Source organism: Candidatus Oscillochloris fontis (genome assembly GCF_004138135.1).
Classification (GTDB): Bacteria; Chloroflexota; Chloroflexia; order Chloroflexales; family Chloroflexaceae; genus Oscillochloris; species Oscillochloris fontis.
This window is the reverse complement of record NZ_RYFD01000055.1, coordinates 1-22,817: the sequence shown is the minus strand read 5'-3', so window position 1 is coordinate 22,817 and position 22,817 is coordinate 1. Positions and strand designations below refer to the sequence as shown.

Annotated in this window: 17 protein-coding genes; 6 read left to right on the top strand and 11 right to left on the bottom strand. The window is 58.5% G+C overall.

Features of this window, described 5'->3' with window-relative positions; genetic code table 11:
- Positions 1–10 precede the first annotated feature (10 nt).
- From EKD03_RS15970 to EKD03_RS15935, 8 genes are all read right to left on the bottom strand, one after another.
- A complete protein-coding gene (locus EKD03_RS15970; RefSeq protein ID WP_129633062.1) occupies positions 11–757 on the bottom strand; it encodes a hypothetical protein in 747 nt (248 codons plus the stop codon).
- 20 nt (positions 758–777) lie between these two features.
- Positions 778–2,028: an ABC transporter permease gene (locus EKD03_RS15965; protein ID WP_129633060.1), complete on the bottom strand. Its 1,251-nt coding sequence runs from the start codon at positions 2,026–2,028 to the stop codon at positions 778–780.
- A gap of 58 nt (positions 2,029–2,086) precedes the next feature.
- Positions 2,087–4,606 carry a clostripain-related cysteine peptidase gene (locus EKD03_RS15960; RefSeq protein WP_129633058.1) on the bottom strand — a complete coding sequence of 840 codons (2,520 nt, stop codon included), beginning with the start codon at positions 4,604–4,606 and terminating at the stop codon, positions 2,087–2,089.
- Positions 4,607–4,709: 103 nt separating this feature from the next.
- Positions 4,710–5,948, bottom strand: a complete 1,239-nt coding sequence (locus EKD03_RS15955) for a flagellar hook assembly protein FlgD (RefSeq protein ID WP_129633056.1) — start codon at positions 5,946–5,948, stop codon at positions 4,710–4,712.
- An 88-nt stretch (positions 5,949–6,036) separates the two neighbouring features.
- Positions 6,037–7,434, bottom strand: coding sequence for an MFS transporter (locus EKD03_RS15950; protein WP_129633054.1), 1,398 nt, complete (start codon positions 7,432–7,434; stop codon positions 6,037–6,039).
- A 118-nt stretch (positions 7,435–7,552) separates the two neighbouring features.
- Entirely contained in the window at positions 7,553–7,711 is a 159-nt protein-coding gene (locus EKD03_RS15945; RefSeq protein ID WP_129633052.1) for a Flp family type IVb pilin, read from the bottom strand.
- Between the two features lie 263 nt (positions 7,712–7,974).
- Positions 7,975–8,133 carry a Flp family type IVb pilin gene (locus EKD03_RS15940; protein WP_129633052.1) on the bottom strand — a complete coding sequence of 53 codons (159 nt, stop codon included), beginning with the start codon at positions 8,131–8,133 and terminating at the stop codon, positions 7,975–7,977.
- A 223-nt stretch (positions 8,134–8,356) separates the two neighbouring features.
- Positions 8,357–9,424, bottom strand: coding sequence for a sensor histidine kinase (locus tag EKD03_RS15935; protein ID WP_129633050.1), 1,068 nt, complete (start codon positions 9,422–9,424; stop codon positions 8,357–8,359).
- Positions 9,425–9,956: 532 nt separating this feature from the next.
- Here EKD03_RS15935 and EKD03_RS15930 point away from each other — a divergent pair.
- The 4 genes from EKD03_RS15930 (at position 9,957) to EKD03_RS15915 (ending at position 15,627) form a co-directional block, all read left to right on the top strand.
- Positions 9,957–11,165, top strand: a complete 1,209-nt coding sequence (locus EKD03_RS15930; RefSeq protein ID WP_129633048.1) for a 30S ribosomal protein S1 — start codon at positions 9,957–9,959, stop codon at positions 11,163–11,165.
- A gap of 186 nt (positions 11,166–11,351) precedes the next feature.
- On the top strand, positions 11,352–12,674 hold the full coding sequence (locus EKD03_RS15925) for a UDP-glucose dehydrogenase family protein (protein WP_129633046.1): 1,323 nt from the start codon (positions 11,352–11,354) through the stop codon (positions 12,672–12,674).
- 75 nt (positions 12,675–12,749) lie between these two features.
- On the top strand, positions 12,750–14,876 hold the full coding sequence (locus EKD03_RS15920) for a DUF5107 domain-containing protein (protein ID WP_129633045.1): 2,127 nt from the start codon (positions 12,750–12,752) through the stop codon (positions 14,874–14,876).
- 154 nt (positions 14,877–15,030) lie between these two features.
- Positions 15,031–15,627, top strand: coding sequence for a Uma2 family endonuclease (locus EKD03_RS15915; RefSeq protein ID WP_129633043.1), 597 nt, complete (start codon positions 15,031–15,033; stop codon positions 15,625–15,627).
- Positions 15,628–15,774: 147 nt separating this feature from the next.
- On the opposite strand, the gene EKD03_RS15910 is transcribed toward EKD03_RS15915, so the two are convergent.
- The 3 genes from EKD03_RS15910 to EKD03_RS15900 are packed head-to-tail and all read right to left on the bottom strand — an operon-like array spanning position 15,775 to position 19,197.
- Positions 15,775–18,612, bottom strand: a complete 2,838-nt coding sequence (locus tag EKD03_RS15910; protein ID WP_129633041.1) for a CHAT domain-containing tetratricopeptide repeat protein — start codon at positions 18,610–18,612, stop codon at positions 15,775–15,777.
- 4 nt (positions 18,613–18,616) lie between these two features.
- The gene (locus EKD03_RS15905) at positions 18,617–18,952 is read right to left on the bottom strand and encodes a XisI protein (protein ID WP_129633039.1); all 336 of its coding nucleotides are present in this window, start codon (positions 18,950–18,952) and stop codon (positions 18,617–18,619) included.
- On the bottom strand, positions 18,940–19,197 hold the full coding sequence (locus EKD03_RS15900; RefSeq protein WP_129633037.1) for an element excision factor XisH family protein: 258 nt from the start codon (positions 19,195–19,197) through the stop codon (positions 18,940–18,942). The genes EKD03_RS15905 and EKD03_RS15900 overlap by 13 nt, the downstream gene beginning before the upstream one ends.
- Before the next feature lie 291 nt (positions 19,198–19,488).
- Between EKD03_RS15900 and EKD03_RS15895 the strand changes: the two genes are divergently transcribed.
- Positions 19,489–21,891: a beta-galactosidase gene (locus EKD03_RS15895; RefSeq protein ID WP_129633035.1), complete on the top strand. Its 2,403-nt coding sequence runs from the start codon at positions 19,489–19,491 to the stop codon at positions 21,889–21,891.
- A gap of 308 nt (positions 21,892–22,199) precedes the next feature.
- Complete coding sequence (locus EKD03_RS15890) at positions 22,200–22,754, top strand: vWA domain-containing protein (RefSeq protein WP_129633033.1); 555 nt, start codon at positions 22,200–22,202, stop codon at positions 22,752–22,754.
- Positions 22,755–22,817 lie beyond the last annotated feature (63 nt).

Sequence of the window (22,817 nt, the reverse complement as noted above, 5' to 3'; positions counted from 1 at the left end):
ATCGCTGCGGTTACGGCGTATTGGGCGAATCAGCCTGCCCCACAATTACTGCCTGCTGGGGGGGCGTGAACGGATACACTCCCAACAATTCGCTCTGCATCTCACCCGCAAAACGCTGTAAAGTCTTGATGCTGATCTGGAGCGTGTGCAGCGGGGTGCGCATGTCGTGGACGATCATGTGAGTCTGGTCTTCATAGCTGCGGATGCACTCATGAAGCGTGCGGTTCGTGTGGTCGAGGCGCTGCTGCTGGGAGGTGCTATCCGCCAATAGCTCCCCACTCAATTGGAGCAGAAGCATGGCATCTGGCATATGCAGGTGATACAAACGTGGGAAGATCGGTGCATCAATCACCCCGCGCAACACTTCATCCAAACTGCGCAATACCTCTGGATGACAACTCCAGGCCACATCATACAGGCGCAGATTCCCGTCATCATGCGCGGCGTCGCTGGGAATCGCAACAATGATGAAGCCACAACGAGCACCGATACCAATGATGCCACAGCCCTCCGCTGGATCATGGCTCGCTGCCAATGCGATCCGTTGCACCGAGGCCGCCACATTCTTCATTGCCAGATCCACCCAGCCGACGTGATGATCGCCAATCACCCACATACCATCCGGCGTGTCGCTCAGGATGATCCGATAGAGACTCTGGGTCAGGTGAACCAGCGTTGCGCAGGTGTAGTAGCCACTGATCCCGCCCTGCGCAGCCTGCCGCACTCGCCCCATCAACTCACTGATTGGAAGCGCCATCCCCCCCGACCTCCTCACCGCTACTCGTAGCGCAACGCAACCAGAGGATCGAGCCGAGCAGCCCGCGCTGCCGGGTAAAGCCCCGCTACAACCCCGATCAGAGCCGCGAAGACGAGTGCGGCGAACGCCAGCCACCACGGGGTAACAAAGAAGGTCGCCGCGATGGGCAGATCTTCGTACTGGATGTACCACGTGATCGCTTGGTTGAGCAGGATGCCAAGCAACCAGCCCCCAATAATGCCAACAACACCCCCCAACGCCCCGATCATGCCCGCCTCGATCATAAACAGGTTACGGATGTCGCTGCGCGATGCGCCAATCGCCTTGAGTGTGCCGATCTCGCGGGTGCGCTCATAGATCGCCATGATCATGGTGTTGATGATGCCTAAGCTGGCCACAAATAAGGCCAAACCACCAATCGAGGAGAGCATCACATTGATCAGCGCAAAGACCCGATTGGCAGTATCAAGGATCAATTCCAACGACTGCACCTCAAAGCCCGCCTCACGGAAGGTGGGCAGGAGTTGGGCTGCCACGCGCACATCACTCGTTTGTACCATCACCGTGTCATAGCCCTGCGTCTCTAGGTAGTTGGGGGTGTTGAACCACCACGATTTCATCGCAGCCATGTCGAAGGCACTCGTCTCCACCGACGCTCGTATGTCGTCAGTTACCCCCACTACCTGCAACGAGAAGCGCTGGCTCTCACCACGTGGGCTACGCAGGATGATCGTGAGCGAACTACCCACGAGATCCTCGGCCCGTACCCCCTCCGGGATGGCCCCCTGCGCCATTACCGCTTCACCCGCTTGTTCAACCGCAATCCGCCCCGCCACGACGCTCGCGGGCCGCTGGAACGGGTTGGTCATAAAGACCTGTGGCCCGCGCACGGTCACCGCGTCAATCTCGCCATCGGGCCACTCTATCGCACTATTCACCCCCGCTAGGCTAATAGATGGCACAACCCCGACGACGCCCGGTAAACCTGCCCACTCAGTAAGCACCGCCGGGGTGATCGGGTTGCTGCGCTCTGGAGTGCTATAGCGCGTAAAAAAGTCATCCTCGCCATCTTCCTTGGGTGAGACATACAGATTTTCTAGGCCAAGCGCGGCAAATTGTGCCCGTACTTCACTCTGCACCCCTACTCCCAACGAAACCATGGTGACAATCGTCAGAATCCCGACGATCACGCCGGTTGAGGTGAGCACAGTACGCACCTTGCGCCGACCAAGGTTTTCAAGCGCGGTGATGAACATATCCCGCAGGGTCATGGAGGTGTTTCCTTCAGAAGTTTCCCGGAAGCTGTAAGTTTCCGGGAAACTCGGCTTCTTATGGATTATCTACCGTTACATCCACATAGTCATAGCTGAAGTTACCCGCAATATCGCGCACCAGGAAGCCCATCACATAATCGCCATTGAGCGTGGGGCCAAAGCTGGCACTGAGCGGCGTATCACCAAAGGTGATCGTCTGCCCGGCCACCCGATCCGCCTCAAGGTTATCACCCGTATCGGTATAGCTGCGCGTATAGGCGGTGAAGGTATCACCGGGTGCGGGGGTCAATTCATAGGGCTGCGACTCCTGCTTGTCCTTGCCCTTGGGAAAGCCCCAGATCCGCACCAGCGTCCCCTGATTGCCCTCGACATCGAAGATCAGGCCGGCATCAATCTTCTCGCCCGTGGCGTTGGAGGTATAGACCCCCTCGACACCATAGTAGCGGCTGCCATACTTGATCGGCCCCACCAGCGCCTCGATCTGATCGCTGCCATTGCTCAGATACCAGTTGGTGGCATCCCAGGTGAGGCTCAGATCAAACTCGCCATCGGGCCAACTCGGCTCGGTGTCATCCTGGGTCGCCCCTGGTGGGTAGATAAAGTCCACATAAATCAGATCAACACTATCCCGGCTATCATTGGGGACACCAATAAAGGCGAAGACATAGGCAATATCGCTGCCACTCAGCGTACCACTCAGGGTGGTCAGCCGATTGATACTGACAAACTCGCTATCTATCGCCAACCCACTGATCGTCGGCTGGGTGATCGCCACATCAGCCGTACCGTGGTAATTCTGGAGAAAATCGGCCCACTTGGTTGCGCGTGGCAACGGCGAACCGCGCTCATAGTCATCCACATAGAGTTCGGCCAGTTGCGGGAAGTAGATCGAAATACCACTCGCCCCACGGTGGTAATTGCCCGCTACATTGGCGATCCGCGCATTCTGAAGCGCCACATTGACCGCCGCCGCCGCATCGGCCACCTCGCCCTGTGCCCCATGTTCGGGGAGAAGTTCGACAAAGTGGCCCAGGTCAATCGCATTAAACTCCTCCGAATAGGAGGGTGCGTAGACATCAACAAACGAGCGCGCTTGGCCGATTGCCGCATACGAACCACGCATATCGGCGATCATCGCCTGTGCGAGCCGGTCAACCTCTGCCGTCAGCGGATCGAGTTGATCTAGATCAAAGGCCGAAAGGGTCACCTCTTCAGCCATGCCGACAGAGAACGAGTCTATATAGGTCTGGACGATCACCGGCGCAATCTGACGCGCATCCTGCTGCGGATCTCTGGCCAACTCCTCCAACCATGCATCCCATGCCCACCCCAGATTGGGTTCTAGCTCGGCAGAGGCCACCGCCACCTGGGCATAGGGTTGCACAGCCACAAAGACATCCAGTTGGGCCATCAGGCAGGCATCAAACCCGATCAGATCAAGCGTGCCATAACCACTGCGCTGGCGCGCCGTTTCGAGGGCCGCGCTCAGTTCGGGCATATTGAGCACATCCCCAGAGGTGTCATCACTGGCGACTCCCAACCACGAGGCGCCATGATCCCAGAGGATCACCGCATAGCGCTGGGCCGGATAGCTCTCCACCCCCCAGACAATAAAGTCTGCCAAGACATCCGGGTCGCCCATATTCAGTTCGCCCAGATCCTCAAGCGCATTCTCTTCCGTCGGGCGCATGCCGGGTTCAACCAGAAAGCGCTTGGTGCCATCCCAATCACCCGCACTCGTATCGTCCCACATCTCCGAGGAGATCACGCGATCAAGCTGCACCACAATATTGATCTGGTCATCCGAGCCCACCCGGGCCATCTCGGCAAAATCGGTCAGCGCATCCGACTCCAGGTTGTTGTCACCATCCAGATAGACCATGACCGTCCACGCGGCCTCATTGCCCTGGGCAGGCTCGCGAGTGGGAGGCGGGCCACTGGTGGTACCCGCATCATTCGGCACCCGCGTCGGGTTGGTACTGATGATCCCGCCATTATTGGTGCCACCACCATTACGGGTAAACCAATAGACGCCCCCACCCAACCCGGCCAGTCCGACACATGTGAGCAACACCCCCACAACCAAGAAGATCGGCCAACGTGAGCGTTTGCGTGGTGGTGGCGGGGCGGAAGACCCCGGCGGCACACCAAAACTCGGCCCCGCTACGGGCGGCGGCGGCAAGGGTGAGGGGCCAGCGTGGCCCATCGGTGGCAGATTGGCCCCACCAGAGAGTTGCGTCGCAGCCGGCTGGGGCGTGGCCAGCAGAGTCTTATCCACCGCCGCAACCGGGGCATCGAAACGAAACGATTCATCCCCAATCGTGATCACATCACCGGGGCGCATACGCTGCACCTGCACCCGCTGACCATTCAGCAACGTGCCATTGGAGCTATTCAGATCATAGAGCACATAGCCACCACCCTCAACGCGCAACTCAGCATGGCGGCGCGAAGCCAGCGGGCTACTGATCATGATTGTATTGTCAGGCGTGCGCCCAAATGAGAGCGATCCACTAGCAAGCGGAAAGGTACGGCCAGCCAAGGGACCGCTGAGGGCAACGATTTGGAGTGGCACGCGAAACCTCCTGATCTACGGTGCAGTTGGTGTGGTGTTTAATCACAATCTCATTGTAGCAGACCGTCGTAGTCGTAGGGACGCAATATCTTGCGTCGCTACGCTAAAACCCTACCTCCACAATCGTGCGCCCCGAACGATCCTGGAAGAAACCCACTCCATCCTGAATGAGGCCCACATAGAAGCCCATCTTCGTCTCGCGCTGGAGCAAGACCACTTGGCCGGTAATCTCCACCTCTTCACCCGGCATGAGCCAATCCTCCACTCCCGGCACCGTCCACTCCTCCGGCGGTTTCTCCGAGAGTGCCCAGCGGAAGGGGTAACGCTTGGGGCCACCACCGCTATTGGCGTCCCAATCGAGGCCCACGCGCCAGAAACCACCCGATTGGGCAGTGTAACGGCCATCTTCCACCGAGGAGAAGACCTCATCGGTGGTGTAGCGATAGCCACTCGCTGGCCCGTAAGTACGGATGGGCACCGTGCCAGTGTTGCGCACCCGCACCGTCACCGTCATCACCTCGCCCAGCATCACCCGTTGCGGGGCAATATTGGAGTAGACAATCCGCGCTTCAGGCTGGCCCACATTCTCTAGCTCAATCTGGCCACTCCGCCGCACTAGGTTGCCATACTGATCCTCAGCCTGCACGGTGTAGGTATAGACCCCAGACGCCAGGAGCGAGCCATTCGGGCGCTTACCATTCCAAACATGGTGTTGCTCATATGGCCCCTCCTCCTCACGAGTCACCACCGGGATGACCTCACCATCAGGGGCCGTGATCGTAATATCCACCGTCGCACTCACCGGGAGGCGGTAGGTCAACTCGGTGACATCATTGATCGCGTCGGCATTCGGCGAGATCGTCGGTGGCGAAACGAGCAGGTTCTGGACATCGGGAATAGGCAGATCACTCCCCGTAATCGTCAACGGCAAGCGGCGCTCCTCACTGGAACCATTCGCCGCCTGTGCCGCCACCACTAGTGTATAGTCACCGGAGGGCAAGAGCCGCCGTAACAGCACCGGATCACTCGTCGGCACGGTACCATCAAAGCGCAGCACATAGGGATCAGGACTAGCACTACGCGGCTGGCTACGGCGCAGATCATAGCGGGTGCCCGTCGCATCCAGCAGATACACATCCACCGTCGCATCGCGCCCAATCGTATAACTCAACGTCAACGCCTGTTCGATCTCAGCAGGAGCGTAGCTCGTAGCACTCGCCTCCACAAGCCCCAACAGCGGGCCGCTCGTACATGCAGTGAGCAGTAAAGCACTGGCCAACAGCGCTGCACAGAAGAGCAGCGCACGGGTTATCAGTGTGAATGGGAAAGAAATGGTGTGCATAACAGCGGCATGCTACCAGCAGATGCCATGGGGTGCAAGTAAAGACGCAAGATGTTGCGTCTCGTGTGAGACGCAAGATGTTGCGTCTCTACCCCTTGCGCCCGCCCACCAAGGAGGGCACCACCGCCACCAACGCCACGCCTGCCGCAATCCGCATCGCAACCGCAAACGCCTCGGCCAGCACCTGTGGCGAAGCCGCCGTAACCGGCTCAACCGGCCCCCCAATCGCCAGCACCTGCGAGGCCCACACCGCCCCGGCAATCGCGATCCCCGCCGTCTGGCCCAAGGTACGCATCACCGCCAACAAGCCCCCCGCCACCCCCAGCGCTTCGGGTGGGGCATTGCCCATCACCGTACTATTATTGGGGCTTTGGAACAGCCCGATCCCCACCCCCATCAGCATCAAAAACAGGATCAGTTGGTACATGGGCGTCGCCACACCCGTAAAACTGATCCCCAACAACCCCACCGCAATCGTGATCAGCCCACTGACAGTGAGCGCCCGCGACCCAACTTGGTCGGAGAGCCGCCCACTCAGCGGCGAGACCAGCGAGAGGCTCAGCGGCATGGCCATGAGGAAGAAACCGGTCTGCTGAAGTTCCAATTGATAGACGAGTTGGAGGAAGAGCGGGGTGAGCAGTAGACTGAACGACATACCAATAAAGACGATAAACCCCGCCAACAGGTTCAGCGAGAAGGGCGGGCTACGGAAGATACGCAGATTGATCATCGGCTGCGCGACACGGCTCTCCCAGCCCAGAAAACCCGCCCCGGCGAGAACGAAGAGCGCCAGCAACCCCAAGATTCGCGCATCACCCCAACCCCAGATCGGCCCTTCGGTGAGCGCAAACAACAAGCCAAAGATCGAGGCCATCAGGAGCAAGGCCCCCGCAACATCAAAGACCTGGCCCGGTTTGGTTTGGGTGTCGCGGGCAATATAGCGCAGCGCCAGCCACGTCCCCACAATCCCCACCGGCACATTCACATAGAAGATCGACTCCCAGCCCACATAGCGCAGCAGAATACCACCCAGCGCTGGCCCCAGCAGGATGCCCAAGGCCACAAATGAGCCAGTGGCGCCCATGGCCAAACCGCGCTGGTTGGGTGGAAAGGCGGTGACGAGAAGGGCTGGCCCCACCGCCTGGATCATCGCCGCCCCCACCGCCTGTACCACGCGGAAGGCGATCAACATCCCAATGTTGGGGGCCATGCCACACAGTACCGAAGCCACGGTGAAGATCACAAACCCGGCCACATAGACCCGCCGCTTGCCAAACATATCCCCCAAACGGCCCATCAGCAAGAGCAGGCAGGTAAGCGTAAGCAAATACGCCAGCACCACCCATTCAGCATTATTCAGATTGGTCTCAAAGGCGGTCACCAGCGTATTGAGGGCAATATTGACAATCGAACCATCAATCGTCGAGAGCAGCACACCACTCCCAATCGCGGTGAGCGCCCACCACTTGCGCGTATCGTCAACCACGGAGACTCCTTATATTTGGAGAGGAAGCCGCCGCTATTGTAGCACCGCCAGAATGCGGAGATAACAAATAGCCCCGCCATTACTGGCGGGGCTACTTGGAAGTGAAGGAGCGAAAGGCTTACGGGTTCAGGCCACTGTTGATGGTGCTGAAGGTGCTACTGACCTGGCGGCCCAGGAGGGTCAGAACAGCGATAACAACAATTGCAATCAGCACGAGGATCAGCGCGTACTCTACCAGACCCTGGCCCTCTTCCTTGGCGAAGAAACTACGAAGCATTGGGAACCTCCATCGGAAAAATTATTGCGTAGGCATTCCCTACAAGGCCAAGTATAGCAGGCCGTGATTAGCGCATCAATAGGCCCAAAGTACTGAGATCGGAGAGTACTGAACCATACCATGGCCTATGCCGTATGGATAAATCCCTGTCTGTATTCGGTTTTCGTGGCTGCGCCGCGAAAACCGAATACAGACATACCTAAACACCAAAGCGCTCCACCATTTCTGGCGGAGCGCTTTGGAAGTTCGTAGGAGCGAAAGGCTTACGGGTTCAGGCCACTGTTGATGGTGCTGAAGGTGCTACTGACCTGACGGCCCAGGAGGGTCAGAACAGCGATAACAACAATTGCAATCAGCACGAGGATCAGCGCGTACTCTACCAGACCCTGGCCCTCTTCCTTGGCGAAGAAACTACGAAGCATTGGGAACCTCCATCGGAAAAATTATTGCGTAGGCATTCCCTACGAAAGCCAGTATACCTTGGGCAACCTGACACTTCAATAGGCCGATGGTACCGATAGTTGAAAGTACTGATGGAGGAGGCTGCGTCGCCCCCGAAAAAGCGAGTCTGGGGCGCAATGCCAACAGTGGGTTTTAGGGCGGTCGCCCTAAACTTCATGCGCATGGGCCTGCGCCCCCACCCAGCTATGGCATGGGGATCGTAGCCGCAATCCGCGTTCCGCGCCCAATCGCACTCTCAATCGCAAACTCGCCGCGCAACAGCACTTCGATCTGTTGGCGCATCCCGGCGATGCCCATGTTTTTGCGCGCATTAGCGCTTGCCAACACCTCATTGACATGGAATCCGCCACCATCATCCTCAATCATAATCTGGAGCGCATTGCCATTCACATCGAGCAACAAACGCACCTGATTAGCATTTGCGTGGCGCACCACGTTGTTGAGTGCTTCTTGCACAAAGCGGAAGATGGTCACCTCGTAGTGGCTGGGGAGACGCTGCTCAAGACCCTGGATCATCAGATTGATCTCCAGCTTGTGCTTCTCGCCAATCTGGGCCGTATAGCGGCGCAGAGTCGGCACAAGGCCAAGATCATCCAGCGTCATCGGGCGCAGATCAAAGATAAAACGGCGAGTATCCTGCAAGGTCGTATTGATCGCCGTCTTGAGACCAATCAGTTCTGAGCGCGCCTGATCCAGATCGCGGTCAATCAGACGCTGACAGATCTCAGCACGGAGCACTAAGTTCCCCATGGATTGCGCCGGGCCATCGTGCATCTGGAGCGAGATACGCAGACGCTCATTCTCTTGGGATTGAATAATCCCGGCAATCATCACTTCGGTATCATCATGGCTGCTCACCTGAGCTACTGGCCCCTTGTTGCTCAGGGTGCCGGTAACATCATCAAGCAGATTGATCACCTCATTAAGGTGGCTAAGGTGGCTTTTGAGCATATCACGGCGGGCCTGCACCTGCTCCAACTGGGCACGCATACTCTGGAGGCGCATCTGAACTTCCTGCGCAGCGGCGAAGAAGTTCTTGATCTCCTCTTTATTATATTTATCGAGATTCACCTCAAGATCGCGCACGCGGCTCGATACCGAAAGCTCACGCTGGCCAAGCTTGTCCACCTCGCTGCTGCTCTGGCGCACAAGTACCTCAACCTCGCTGATCTCACGCCGGGTACGTTCCAGTTGCTCCCGATACGCATCGCGAGCCTGCTCTACTTTTTGTATGAGATCGTCGCCTGCCACGTTGCTTCCCTTCTGGTTTGCGCCGCTATGCTGTGCCTAGCGCCATTATATGATCGTCACGAGTGCCCTGCAAGCACCATCGTAACTGTTCACAGTTCTCCTAGCATTCCGATTTTGACGCAAAGACACCAAGGCGCAAAGCCTGCAACAAAACCTTTGCGTCTTTGCGCCTTTGCGTCAATCAGAAGCTTCCTTTACCCCAAGTGTGAACAGTTACGCACCATCCGGTTATTGACATTTCTCACAGACTCGTCTATAATCCCGCACATTGTAAACCATCATGTTGACATCCGCCACGACCAACCCTGCGAACAGTATCGCGGAGCGGGTTGGAAACAATGATTGCGGTCTCTACAGTGGGCATCGGTTTAGGGTGTCTTTTCCGCTACCACGTGCGTGGTTAGTTGAAGGGCCACCACGCAAAACAAAAACGCGAAAACCGTGCCGCGCCTGTCTGTATCGCAGAGGCGCTTTTTTGTTGGGTTGTCGCGGCGGGGTCGAACCAAATCTCTGGGTAGGAGGCGCTTGTAGCATGTCAGTGCAAACGGATGATCAGGTAGTGTTTGAGGAACTTGAGGAACTTGACTGGACTAAGCTTCTCGATGAGTATGACTATGCCCGCCCGCAACGCGGTGAGTTGCGCGAGGGGATGATCATGCAGGTCGAGGATAACGGGGTACTCGTCTCGATTGGTACCAAGCGCGAAGGGGTCATCCCATCTCAAGATCTCCGTCAGATGGGTGATGAGTACCTCAGCACCCTGCGTATCGGTGATACGATCCAGGTCTACGTCCAGGAACCCGAGAACCGTGAGGGTGACCTGATCCTCTCGCTGACGATGGTTCAGGTGGCCAAGGACTGGGAGACGGCTGAGCAGATGTTCAGCGAGGGTGGCATTGTGCGCTGTAAGGTGATCGGCTTCAACAAGGGTGGCTTGTTGGTGCAGTTCAACCGCATTCGTGGCTTTGTCCCCGCTTCGCAGGTGGCCCAACTCCACGGGCGCACCGCCGCTGAGGAGCGCCAGCAGGCACTTCAGAAGATGGTCAACCAGGAGATCCCGCTCAAGGTGATCGAGGTTGATCGCGAGCGCAATCGCCTCGTGCTCTCCGAGCGCAGCGCAACCCAGGAGTGGCGCAAGGCCCAGAAGCAGCGCCTGCTCACCGAGTTGCAGCCGGGCGATGTGCTCTCCGGGCGCGTCAATCAGCTCACCAACTTCGGGGCCTTTATTGACCTCGGCGGTGCCGATGGCCTCGCGCACATCTCCGAGCTCTCCTGGCAGCGCGTCAACCACCCCCGCGAAGTGCTCTCGCCCGGTCAGGAAGTCAAGGTGGTGGTGGTCGAAATTGATCGCGACCGCGAGCGGATCGGGCTGTCGCTGCGCCAGTTGCAGGCCAACCCGTGGGACACGATTGACCAGCGCTACAGCCTGGGCCAGTTGGTCAGTGGCCCGGTCACCAATGTCACCCCCTTCGGAGCCTTCGTGCAGGTTGAGGATGCGGTTGAGGGTCTCATCCACGCCAGCGAGCTGGATGTTGATCCCCAGACCCAGCCGCGTGATGTGCTCCAGCCCGGCCAGCAGGTGACGGCGAAGGTGATCAGCCTGGATCGTCAGCGCCAGCGCATGGGCCTCTCGCTGCGCCGTGTTAGCGAGGGTGAGAAGGGCGATTCCGCTGAGCCAGTGGCTGAGGTGGCCGCCGAGCCAGTCGCTGAGCCAGTCGCTGAGGTGCCCGCTGAGGCGTAATATCACTATTTGGTATGTTTTGGCGGCTTCGCCGCCAAAACATACCAAATAAAAATCTTCGGGGGCGGCTACGCCACCCCCGAACCCCCACCGCAGGTGGGTTTCGCACACCCCTGTCGCATGGCGGCAGGGGTGTGCTTTATTGTATAATTCCCACCTACTCACTATATGCAAGGAGTGTTTCCCTTGAGAAATATCTGTGTCGTTGGCACAGGCTATGTCGGCCTGACTACCGGGGTCTGTTTTAGTGACCTCGGCAATACCGTAACTTGCATCGAGATCAATCTGGAGAAGTTGGAACTGCTGCGCAGTGGTAAGTCACCGATCTACGAACCAGGTTTGGTCGAACTTCAGGAGCGTAATATGCGCTCCGGGCGTCTGCGCTTTACCGACGACTACGCCTTTGCGATGGCCGATGCGAGTCTGATCTTCATTACGGTCGGCACGCCCATGGGTGATGATGGCGCAGCGGATCTGAGCCAGGTGAAAGCGGCGGCGCGCAGCATTGGCCAGCATCTGACCCGACGGGCGATCATTATTGATAAGAGCACCGTGCCGGTAGGTACTGGCGATATGGTGAGTACGATTATCGCCGAACACGCCCGCCCCGACATTGAGTTTGCGGTGGTCTCCAACCCGGAGTTCCTGCGCGAAGGCAGCGCGGTCAGCGACTTCTTCCACCCGGACCGGATTGTGCTCGGCTCGACCAACCGCGCCGCCGCCGAGGAGGTGGCCGAACTGCACGAGCCGCTAGGTGCCCAGGTGATCATCACCGACCTGCGTACCGCCGAGATGATTAAGTATGCCTCGAATGCCTTCTTGGCGACGCGCATCAGCTTTATTAACGAGATCGCCCAGATCTGCGAGCGCCTCGGTGCGGATGTGAAGGAGGTAGCGCGGGGCATGGGTGCCGACAAGCGCATCGGCCCACACTTCCTGGATGCCGGCATCGGCTATGGCGGCTCCTGCTTCCCCAAGGATGTGCTCGCGCTACACCACATGGCCGCCAGCGCCGGGTGCCACCCGCAACTGCTCCAGGCGGTGATGGACATCAATCAGGATGCGCGCAACCGCTTTGTGACCAAGTTGCGCAAGCTGCTCGGTGATGATCTCAACGGGCGCATGATCGGCGTGCTTGGTCTCTCTTTCAAACCCAACACCGATGATATGCGCGAAGCCCCCAGCGTGGATATTATCCGCGCCCTCCAACATGCCGGGGCACAGGTTAAGGCGTATGACCCGGTGGCGATTGAGCGCGCCGCCGAGTACATCCCCGAAGTGACCTTCTGCGCCACGGCGTATGATGTGGCCAAAGAGGCCGATGCGCTGCTGCTGATCACCGAGTGGAATGAGTTTAAGCAACTCAACTGGGAAAAGATCCAGAGCTTTATGCGCACGCCGATCATTCTTGATGGGCGCAACCTCTACGATCCGGCGGAGATGCAGGAGCGCGGCTTTACCTATTGGGGCGTCGGGCGCGGGAATTACCAGCCAAAGGTGGGGGAGTAGGGGGTACTTATGTGGTATGTTTTGGCGGCTACGCCGCCAAAACATACCACATAAGATCTTCAGTACGGAGATCGCATGCATAAATCAATCCTCACTCTGCTCCTCCTTGCCCTCATCCTCCCCAGCACTACCCATGCCCGCCCCAGCCCACCCGATGGTTTCGCCGACACCACCTTCCGCCAGATCTGGAGCGATGCTGACCTCGCAATTATGGCGGGGCAGGCCAGTCGTTCGTGGACGTGGGGCAATCTGCCGGGCGAGCGCCGTTATGAGCGCTACGATCCATCTCCGGGTGCGGCGCGGCTGGTGCAGTATTTTGATAAGGCACGCATGGAGATCAGTGATCCCGGCGGGGATCGCCGTTCACCCTGGTTTGTGACGTGTGGGTTGCTGGTGGTGGAGATGATCGCGGGGCGCACGCAGGTGGGGGCCAACGAGTTTGTGGCGCTGCCACCAGCAAGTATCCCGCTCGCCGGTGATCCTGAGGGTAACCCCGATGCGCCGACCTATGCGATGTTGGCACCCCTGGCGGCGATTGATGGCGGCAATCGTGCGCCTACCCGTACTGGCCAACTGGTGAGTGCCACCTTTGGCCCCCAGGGTGTCGGTGATGACCCGACGCTGGCGCGCTCAGAGACGATCATTGTCGGCTATGACGAGGTGACGGGGCGCAATGTGCCGCAGGTCTTTCAGCGCTTTATGGAGCAGCAGCGCCCCGCCTTTGAGCCGCTCTTTGTCTTTGGCCGCCCGATTACCGAGCCGTATTGGGCCTGGGTGCATGTGGCCGGAACCCGCGTGCCGGTGCTCTTCCAGGCGTTCGAGCGCCGTTTGCTCACCTACAATCCGGCTAACCCCGATCCTTGGAAGGTGGAGATGGGGAATGTTGGCCAGCACTATGTGCGCTGGCGTTATGGCCATCCGCTGCGCTACGCCCAGCAGCCGCTGGCGCAAGCCTTCAGTATCCGCGAGACGAGCCTGAATATTCCGACCTATGATCTCAGCGCCGCACTGCGCCCCACCCAACCCGGCGACGCGGTCTTCCCCTATGATCGCCTCGATCCCAGCCGAGTGGGTGCGCTGCAACCACGGAGCTACCGCGCTATTGTGGTGGAGAACCGCTTCCTCACCCTCACCTTCCTGCCCGATCTGGGTGGGCGTCTGCTTCAGGTGGTGGATCGCGCCAGCGGACGCCCGATCTTCTACCAGAACCCGGTGGTGAAGCCCAGCCCCTTTGGCCAGCGCGGGTGGTGGTTGGGTGTGGGCGGGCTGGAATGGGCCGCGCCGACCGAGGAGCATGGCTACCTCGAACATCTGCCCTGGCAGATGAACGTCACCCCCTCGGCCAGCCAGGTGACGGTGCAGGCGCAGATCAACGAGCGACAGACGGGCATGACGGTGCTGGGGAGTGTCACGCTGCGCGCCGACACGGCCCAGGTGGGGGTGCGTATGCAGGTGCAGAACCCGACCGCCAGCGCCCGCCCGCTTCAGATGTGGACCAACGCAACCCTCAGCCCCGGCGGGGATAACCGGGTCGGCCCACGGTTGCGCATGGTCTTCCCCAGCAACCAGATGATTGTGCATGCCACCATGGATCGCAGCCTCCCAGGGGCGCATAGCCAGATCAGTTGGCCCTACTATGCCGGACGCGACCTGAGCTACCCCGCCAATTGGACGGGCTATCTGGGTGGGTTTGCGCCCAACCCGATCCCCTTTATGGGCGTCTACGATGAGCAGGCGGATAGTGGCGCGGTGGTGGTGCATGGCGCGGGTACCCAGGGCGGCAAGCTCTTCGGCTTTGGCCCGCCGGTGGATCGCCGCCTCTACACCGATGATGCGAGTGAGTATGTGGAGCTGTGGAGTGGTGCGCAGACCACCTTCTGGGACTACCCGCCGCTTGAAGCAGGTGGGCAGCGCAGCTTCGAGAGCAGTTGGCAACCGCTCTGGGGTTTAGGCAGCCTCGTTTCGGCCAATGCGGATGGGGCATTGGGCCTGATGCAGCGCCCCGATGGCGGGCTGAGTGTGACGCTCAGTAGCGTGCGGATCGTTGATGTACCGAGTGTGGTGGTGCGCCTGGATGGCCGCGAGATCTTCCGCAGCGTCGCGCTCACGCTGCGCCCGGATCAGCCATTGACGATTGATCTGCCGCCGGGAAGTGCGGGGCGAGTGGAGGTGGAGGTGGAGGGGATGCGGTGGGGAACCTAACGGATTGCCACTCCTACCCAAAACGACAGGTTGACGCAAAGGCGCGAAGACGCAAAGGTTTTGTTGAAGGCTTTGCGCCTTGGCGTCTTTGCGTCAAAATCTTGATGTTCGGGGCAGTGTGAACAGTTACACCTAATCAACACTGGAGGTGGTAATGACCGCGCCATCAAAACATGCGATGAGCAGCAGCGAATATCTCGCCTTCGAGCGCAGCAGCAACGCAAAGCATGAATACCTCGCCGGGGCGATCTATGCCATGGCGGGTGGCAGCGCACGGCATAACCGCATTGCCGGGAGCACGTATGCAGCCCTGTATGCACAGCTACGCCAGCGACAATGCTCTATCTACCCTAGTGATATGCGCGTCAAGGTCGTTCAGACCGGCCTCTACACCTATCCTGACATTACCATTGTGTGTGGGCATGAGCTATATGAAGATCATCGCGAAGATACACTACTCAATCCAGCGGTTATCATCGAAGTTCTATCACCATCAACCGAAAAGTATGATCGTGGAAAGAAATTCCAACACTACCGCAGCATTCTCTCACTACGCGAATATATCTTAATCGCCCAAGATGCCTATCACATCGAACACTTTGCGCGCCAAAGCGATAACACATGGGTCTTATCCGAGGCCAATAGCCAAGCCGAGCGCATTGATATACCCAGTATTCAATGCACTCTGCAACTTGCAGAAGTCTATGAGAAGGTGATATTTTCAGAGGAAGAAGAGGAAGACAGAACATGAGGCTCCATAGTCATTTGGTTAAGGAGGGCATAGGTGGTACACCATAGCAACCGCAGAGGACACAGAGGTACGCAGAGGTATAGGTTTTGCGCTACCTGTGGTTACGACCTCTGGTTCTTCCTCTGCGTTCCTCTGCGTCCTCTGCGGTCAACAACCAGGGCGCAATACGACGCTTAACCGAATACTACTCCCCCCCCCACTCGCACACAGGCTCGCCCAGATATACGGCAAACCCAACTCCGATCCTTCAGACTGACCCTGAAGGATCGCATTGCGTTGGGCATGCGCAAGTGCAGTCGGGGCATCGCAGCCACTCACCAGTGCGGTGTAGAAGGGTTCGAGCAACGCCAACACCATGGTGTCGAAGAGTTCCCACAAACTGGCCACCACATCGGTGGCTCCGGCAGCTATGAAGGCGCGGCTCAGATTGAGCAGATCTTCACTGGGCAACGCCTCACCCAATGCACCCTCGCAGGCGGCCAGCACCACCAAGGCGCGGCGCAGTTGCAGATCAACAATCTCATCAGCCAGCAGATCATCATCAGCCAGTTTGAGGTGCGCCAGTAGGCCACGCCCAGCGCTGAGTTGGCCGTGGGTCGCAATATGCAGCAGGGCGAAGGGCTGAAGATCGGCGCTACGCAGGGCAGCCCGCGTCACCTCGGCATTCTCCCAACGCGTTGTTGAACCCGGCCAGAGGCGCTGCACCAGATCGAGCGAAGGCAACGCACTCGGCAAGGGATCGGCACGCCCGCCAAAGTCCTGCACCCCGATCAGACATGCCGCACGCGGCGCGTGCGTCTCCGTGGCCGCATCGGGTGCCACCAGCGCCCGCCACACCTGGAGGCTGGGGAGCAACTGAATAACCGCCTGCTCGATCAACCATATCGCGTTGAGGCGTAGCGCCGCCCAGGGGAGCGTATGCAGGGTCGCGGCGGGAATGATCAAGAGACGCTGATCAGGCTGGAGGTACGCCCGCACATGCCCCGGAATGAGGTGTTCACCCAGATACTCCAGGGTCGGCCAGGGGCCGTGTTGGTAGATGTGGCGACGGAAACTGGGCAAACATGCGCGCTCCAACTCGCGCCGCATACGCCGATCCAGGGCAATCGGGGTCAGATCGAGCCGGTGGGCATCAAAACTCAACAGCAGCAGCGTCTCTTCAAACGCAAGATAATAGAGCACACTCCATGCCGTCCCATACTGGGCAATCAATTCAGCCCGCAGCGCATCAAGGTCGAGCGGGGTATACGGACGATCATCCGCATCAGCGCCATAGTGGCGGCTATAGAGCAGATTCTTGAGATAGTCTTGCAGCGCCGCATCCATCTCCGCGCCATGCACCTCGGCATCAATCAGGCTGCGCAAGCGCTGCCGACTCTGCTCGTAGCTGGCCTGCAAGCTCGCGGGCAGCTTGACGGGGAGCCGCCGCATCTGTTGGTAGAGCGCGAGGGCGCGTTGCTGCTCGGCCAGTTCGAGGAGTAAACGGGGTTCCCCGTGGGCAAACGCCAGACGCAACGCCGCCGTATAGAGCGCTTGGCCTTGGGTAAAGAGCGCATTCGAGGCTTGCGCCTCGGCCATGTGTTGGCGCAGGTGGGCCACCTCATGGCACGCCTGTTGGTAGTGCTGCAAGGCAACCGCACCTGCATCCATGGCCTCCGCACAACGCCCTAGGCCATAGAGCGCCTGCCAATAGTAGAGCGGACTGCTTGCCACCTCCTGCGCCGCATGCAGAAAAGCAGCCTGGGCAGCCGCACTATCCCCCTGATCCAGCGCGATCTCCGCCTGGGCAATATGCACCCGCCCCACGGCGATCTGTTTCTCTAATCGGCGAAAGATAGCTTCTGCCTCACGCAAAGCGGCCAGTGCAGACGGCAGATCGCCACGAATACGCCGCACCTCGGCGAACAGACACAGAATCTCGCCATGATCGAGCGGCGAATCAAGCACGCGAACTTCCCGAATGAGCCGCTGCAAGAGCGCTTCGGCTTGCGCTATGGCCCCTAAATGTAGGTAGGCTTCGACTTGATTGCGGCGTGTCACTAACGTTAAGAGCGGCTGACCGAGTACGAGGTATTGATCTTCAGCCTGACGCCATGCACTTATGGCGAGTTCATACAGACCACTATGGTATGCCGCATTGCCCAGATTAAGATCACAATCGGCACAATGTGCGGGCATATCAATAGAGGCAAAGATGGCACGAGCTTGGAGCAGGGTGGTAATGGCCCGATCAATATGACCAGTATGGGCTTCGGTTGTTCCAATATTCTTCTGACAGAACGCAACCCACATCGGCAATCCAAAGCGATCAAAGCATGCCAACGCCTGGTGTTGGTAGCGCAGTGCCGTTGCATAGTTGGATTGGAAAAAGGCAATCCGTCCAAATTCAAACCATGTTTTGGCCTGTTCGGCAGGCAAACCAAGTGCCGCAAAGTGCTGCTCGGCCACGCCCAGATGGCTCACCGCCGCCGCATAATCGCCCACCTGAAGGTAGGCAATACCCAGAGTGCGCTGAAAGAGTGCCTGTGCTGCTGGGCTGCCATGGAGGGCAATCTCGGCTTGAAGGGTTGCAACATGGGCTAACCATTCGGATGATCGCTCTAATTTATTCAGGTGGCGTAACTGGGTGATTTGCGCATCAACCGCTTCCTGGTAGGCACCAACCTGCCGGAATTGAGCAACCAATCTACTCCATTCAGCCTGTTGCTCTGCGGATGCCCCCTGCAAGAAAGCAATAAACATCTGCCCATAGTGCGCATAGAGTTCGGTTGTTGCGCCCTCGGATTGAACAAACGCAGCGCGGGCAGCCTCCAACCGCTGCTGGCTTACCCACGCCCAACCCAGAGCCAGGTAGGCCCACGGCCTATCCGGGTGGTCGGCGGGCAGTTGGGACAGCCAACGCTGGGCCAAACCAACCGCCCGGCGCGGGCGGCGGTCACTCAGGGTACGAATGCGGATGCAGCGGGGGGGGATGGTGGGGGGCATAGGTTTAGGCTACAGCATACCCAGTAAATGGACGCACCTTTGGATCGTGAAATCCAAGTACAATTTGCTCTTTTGGTACTCCTGATTCTACAAGATGATATGTTATTCCTCGATCTGTATCATCTCGTTGCACCCATACTTTCTCATCAATAATTTCAACATGAACAAGGCATCCATGAATACGCCTTACCCCATCCCACCCCTCGGTAATAAGCATAAAACTATTTCTTACCGTATCAAACACAGGTTTACATTGAATATCACCACGCGCATAGGGTGTCTTTGTGTATTCAAGCAAGACTTGTTGAATAACATTTCGATAATGAGTTATGGTATCCACTGCACAACCTCCTCCTGATCGGGGCTAAACACGATAAGTCGTAGGTGTTGTTGCTGGACGAAACTTTTAATCTCAACCGCAATCTTTTGCCCCTGCTGTTCTGCGGCAACAAGTTCTTCGGCACCCAAATCAACATACATATCTTTCGTCCCCCACTGTAAGCGGAATGGATCATGGGTGATCTGCCATCCGGCTTTTTCTAACGCATGGGTGACGGTATTGTGATAGATGTCACGTGCAGGCATAAGCTCCATCCTCATCATCGTTTCAGAAACGAGCTAACATAATTATACACCACGCGCAGATACGTTGGCTTCGGCAATCGCTGGCTGAGCCTGTCGAAGCCAGCTTATACGTTGGCTTCGGCAAGCTCAGCCAACGCTCCATGCCCGCGCCGACGCTGGCTGAGCTTGTCGAAGCCAGCTTGCCGAAGCCAGCCTGTCGAAGCCAGCAAACAACCACCAATTTCGGTACTAATCAGGGTATGATATACCCGATCTGTTCGATTCCTCGTTGCGCAGACAAGGAGCCATGTCATGCACCAACGCCGCTTCATGATCGTTGTCGCCCTGCTCGCCCTCACCCTGACCCTGCTGCCCACCACCCCCACCCGTTCCGCCCCGTTGGCCGCGCCACTCAGCTCGGTCTTTGGTATCAACTCGCACATCGCCAGTCGCTACCCGATCTACGAATCGCTCGCCACCCCCGCCGATGTGGTGGCCAACATCGGCGTCGGCTGGGTGCGCGAGGATTTCCAGTTTGCGCGCATTCAGCCCGCCCGCGACAAGTTCGATTGGGGTTGGCATGATCGTATGCTTGACCTGATGAGCGCCCGTGGCATCCAGGTGATCGGCTTGCTCAATGCCCCCACCCCTAGTTGGGCATCGGGTCAGCCGGGGAACACCTTCTACCCGCCCGACCCGCAGACCTTCGCCAATTTTGCCAGCGCCGTCGTCACCCGTTATCGCGGGCGGATCAGCTACTGGCAGGTGTGGAACGAACCCGATAATGCCCACTATTGGCAGCCCCAGCCCAACATCCCCGCCTACGCCGAACTGCTCAAGGTGACCTACCGCGCCATCAAGGCCGCCGACCCCAACGCGCAGGTAGTGGCCGCGAGTGTCGTCTCGCCGCAACCCGCCGGTGACTTCCTGCGCCAGTTGCACGCCCAGGGTGCCTGGAACTCCTTCGACATCATCTCCGTCCACCCCTACACCGAACCTGCCGGCCCTGAAGAGGGCCAGATCAATGTCGCCGGGATCGGCAGCATCCAGGGGATTGCCGCCACCTACGGCTCAAAACCGATCTGGGCCACCGAGTTTGGCTGGTCGGCGGGGCCATCGGATCGCACCGGCGGGCGGGCACTGATTGATGCCCAGACTCAGGCCAACTACCTCGTGCGTGGTTCGGTGCTGCTGCACGCCGCCGGAGCCGAGCGCATCTTCTGGTACAACCTCAAGGATAGCGGCGCGCAGACCAACCTGTATGGCCTCGTGGGCTATGGCAACGGCCTCTCCGACTTCGGCGAGAACGCACAGAAACCGGCCATACTCGCCTACCAGGTGATGCTGCAACAACTCGCCGGGACGGGCCAACCCAGCCTGATTGACCTCAGCACCCCGGTGGTGATGCTCGACTTCGAGGCTGCCAGCACCTGGCGGCGTGGCGGCGAATCGGACGGCAGCTTCACCCAGACGAGTGAGCAGGTCTACAGTGGCCAATCCAGCGCCCGCCTAACCTACAACTTCACCCGCCCACAGAACGACTATGTCTCCTTCATTCCCTCCAGTCCGATCAACCTGCCCGCCAACACCAGCAAACTAGGCATCTGGCTGTATGGTGACGGCAGCGGCCACGCACTCAAAGTTCTACTGCGCGACAGCCAGGGCGAAGTGCTGCAATACCGCATCGCCCCACTGGGCAGCCCCGGCTGGCAATTCGTCTCCACCCCACTGAGCGGACTGGTCGAACCGGGCAACGTCATCACCAACGGCCAGAACCGCCGCCTCGATCTACCCGCCAGCCTGACCGCGATCATCATTGACGACGACCCCGACTCAACCACCGGCTCCGGCACGATCTACATTGACAACATGACCGCCATGACCGGCCCGGAGACCTACGCCGTGCGCTACCCCAAGGGCAACAGCGTCGTAGACGTGATCTGGGCACCCAGCGTGAGCCAAGTCGTGCTACCCACCCAATCCAGCCAGGTTCAGCGGGTACGCGCGTGGGGCGAAACCAGCAACGAAGCGAGCAGCAACGGACGCTACACCTTCAGCGTCGGCCCCGACCCGGTCTACATTCACCACACCCCAGCGGCGCTGGTACAACCCACCCCCAACCCCGTCCCGCCACCCGCCCCCGGCCCCGACGCCCGCTGCTTTGTCGAGACCGGCCAGTGCATCAGCGGGCGCATCCGCGAATACTGGGAACAAAACGGCGGGCTACCCGTCTTTGGCTACCCGACCAGCCCGCAGCGCGCCGAGCGCATCGAAGGCAAAGAGTACCAAGTGCAATGGTTCGAGCGCAACCGGCTCGAACTGCACCCCGAAAACGCCCGCCCCTACGATGTCCTGCTCGGTCGGTTGGGCGACGACCGGCTAGTGCAGCAGGGGCGCAACTGGCAAAACTTCCCCAAGAGCAACCAGCAACCGGGCTGCCGCTACTTCCCTGAGACCGGCCACAACGTCTGTGGCGCGATCCTCAAGGCGTGGCGCGCCAACGGCCTCGAACTCGACGGACGGCGCGGCAAGACCGAGAGTGAGAACCTAGCACTGTTCGGTCTGCCCCTGAGCGACGTACAGATCGAGGTGATCGAAGGCCGCGAATACCAAGTACAGTGGTTCGAGCGCGCCCGCTTCGAGCTCCACCCCGAAAACCAGGCCCCCTATGATGTGTTGTTGGGCCTGTTGGGGAACGAGGTGTTGGGGAGGTAGGAAAGTGGGGGAGAGCCGCAAGATGTTGCGGCTCTTCTACTCCCCACCCACTGCTTCTTTAAGCGAAGAACGAGCGTGCAAACAAGCGCAATAGTTACCAATGCAAAGAACAAGAGCAGTTTTGATATTACTACTTAATGCCTTCATACTACTTTCTTAAAGGGTTGCAGAAGCCGTGAAGAGAAGGTATAATCGGGTAGTATTCTCCAACATCTAAAGATAGTGATCCGACTGAGCAACAACTGTCAGTTGAATCAAAAATACATGAATAACTGACTGTCTTGCCTGACCAGCACACAGAGAATTCCATGATGAAACTTTCTCTTCGCTCATGTGTTCAATGGCTCATGTTGGTATGTATCGTCTGTGTCGTAGGTCTATTCCCCTCTTCTCATTCTGTAGCTGCACAGGTTTCCTCTGCTCCACTAATACAACATCAGAATACTGCTACTGATAGTTGTTTTTCGCTTGATGTTGCTGTTATCGTTGATCAATCAAATAGTATGCGCGACACCAATGATCGCGAAGAGTTTCGTATCATTGCAGCCCGCGAAGTTATTGCTCAACTTGGTTTTAATCGCCTCTATCTTTGTCCCGATGCCATACATCGCATTGCTATTATCAGTTTTGGTGACACAACTGTCGTTGAACTTCCTTTCACTCCCCTTACACCGCAGACACCTGCTGATTGGAAAGAAGAGCGAATTCGCTTAGGTAATGAGATTACTCCCAAAAGCCTCGATGCAACCCACTTTATCGCTGCCTTTGCAGAAACTAAACGTCTGTTTGATGAATTGCCCCCAGTAACCGATAGTAGTTTACCTCGCAAGCGTGCTGTACTGATTATTAGGGGGTTGTGCTAGTTGAAAATTGGTTCATAGCAGGTCTGGGAGGTTGACCAAAGACCTCCGGTGTGGTATGGCTGG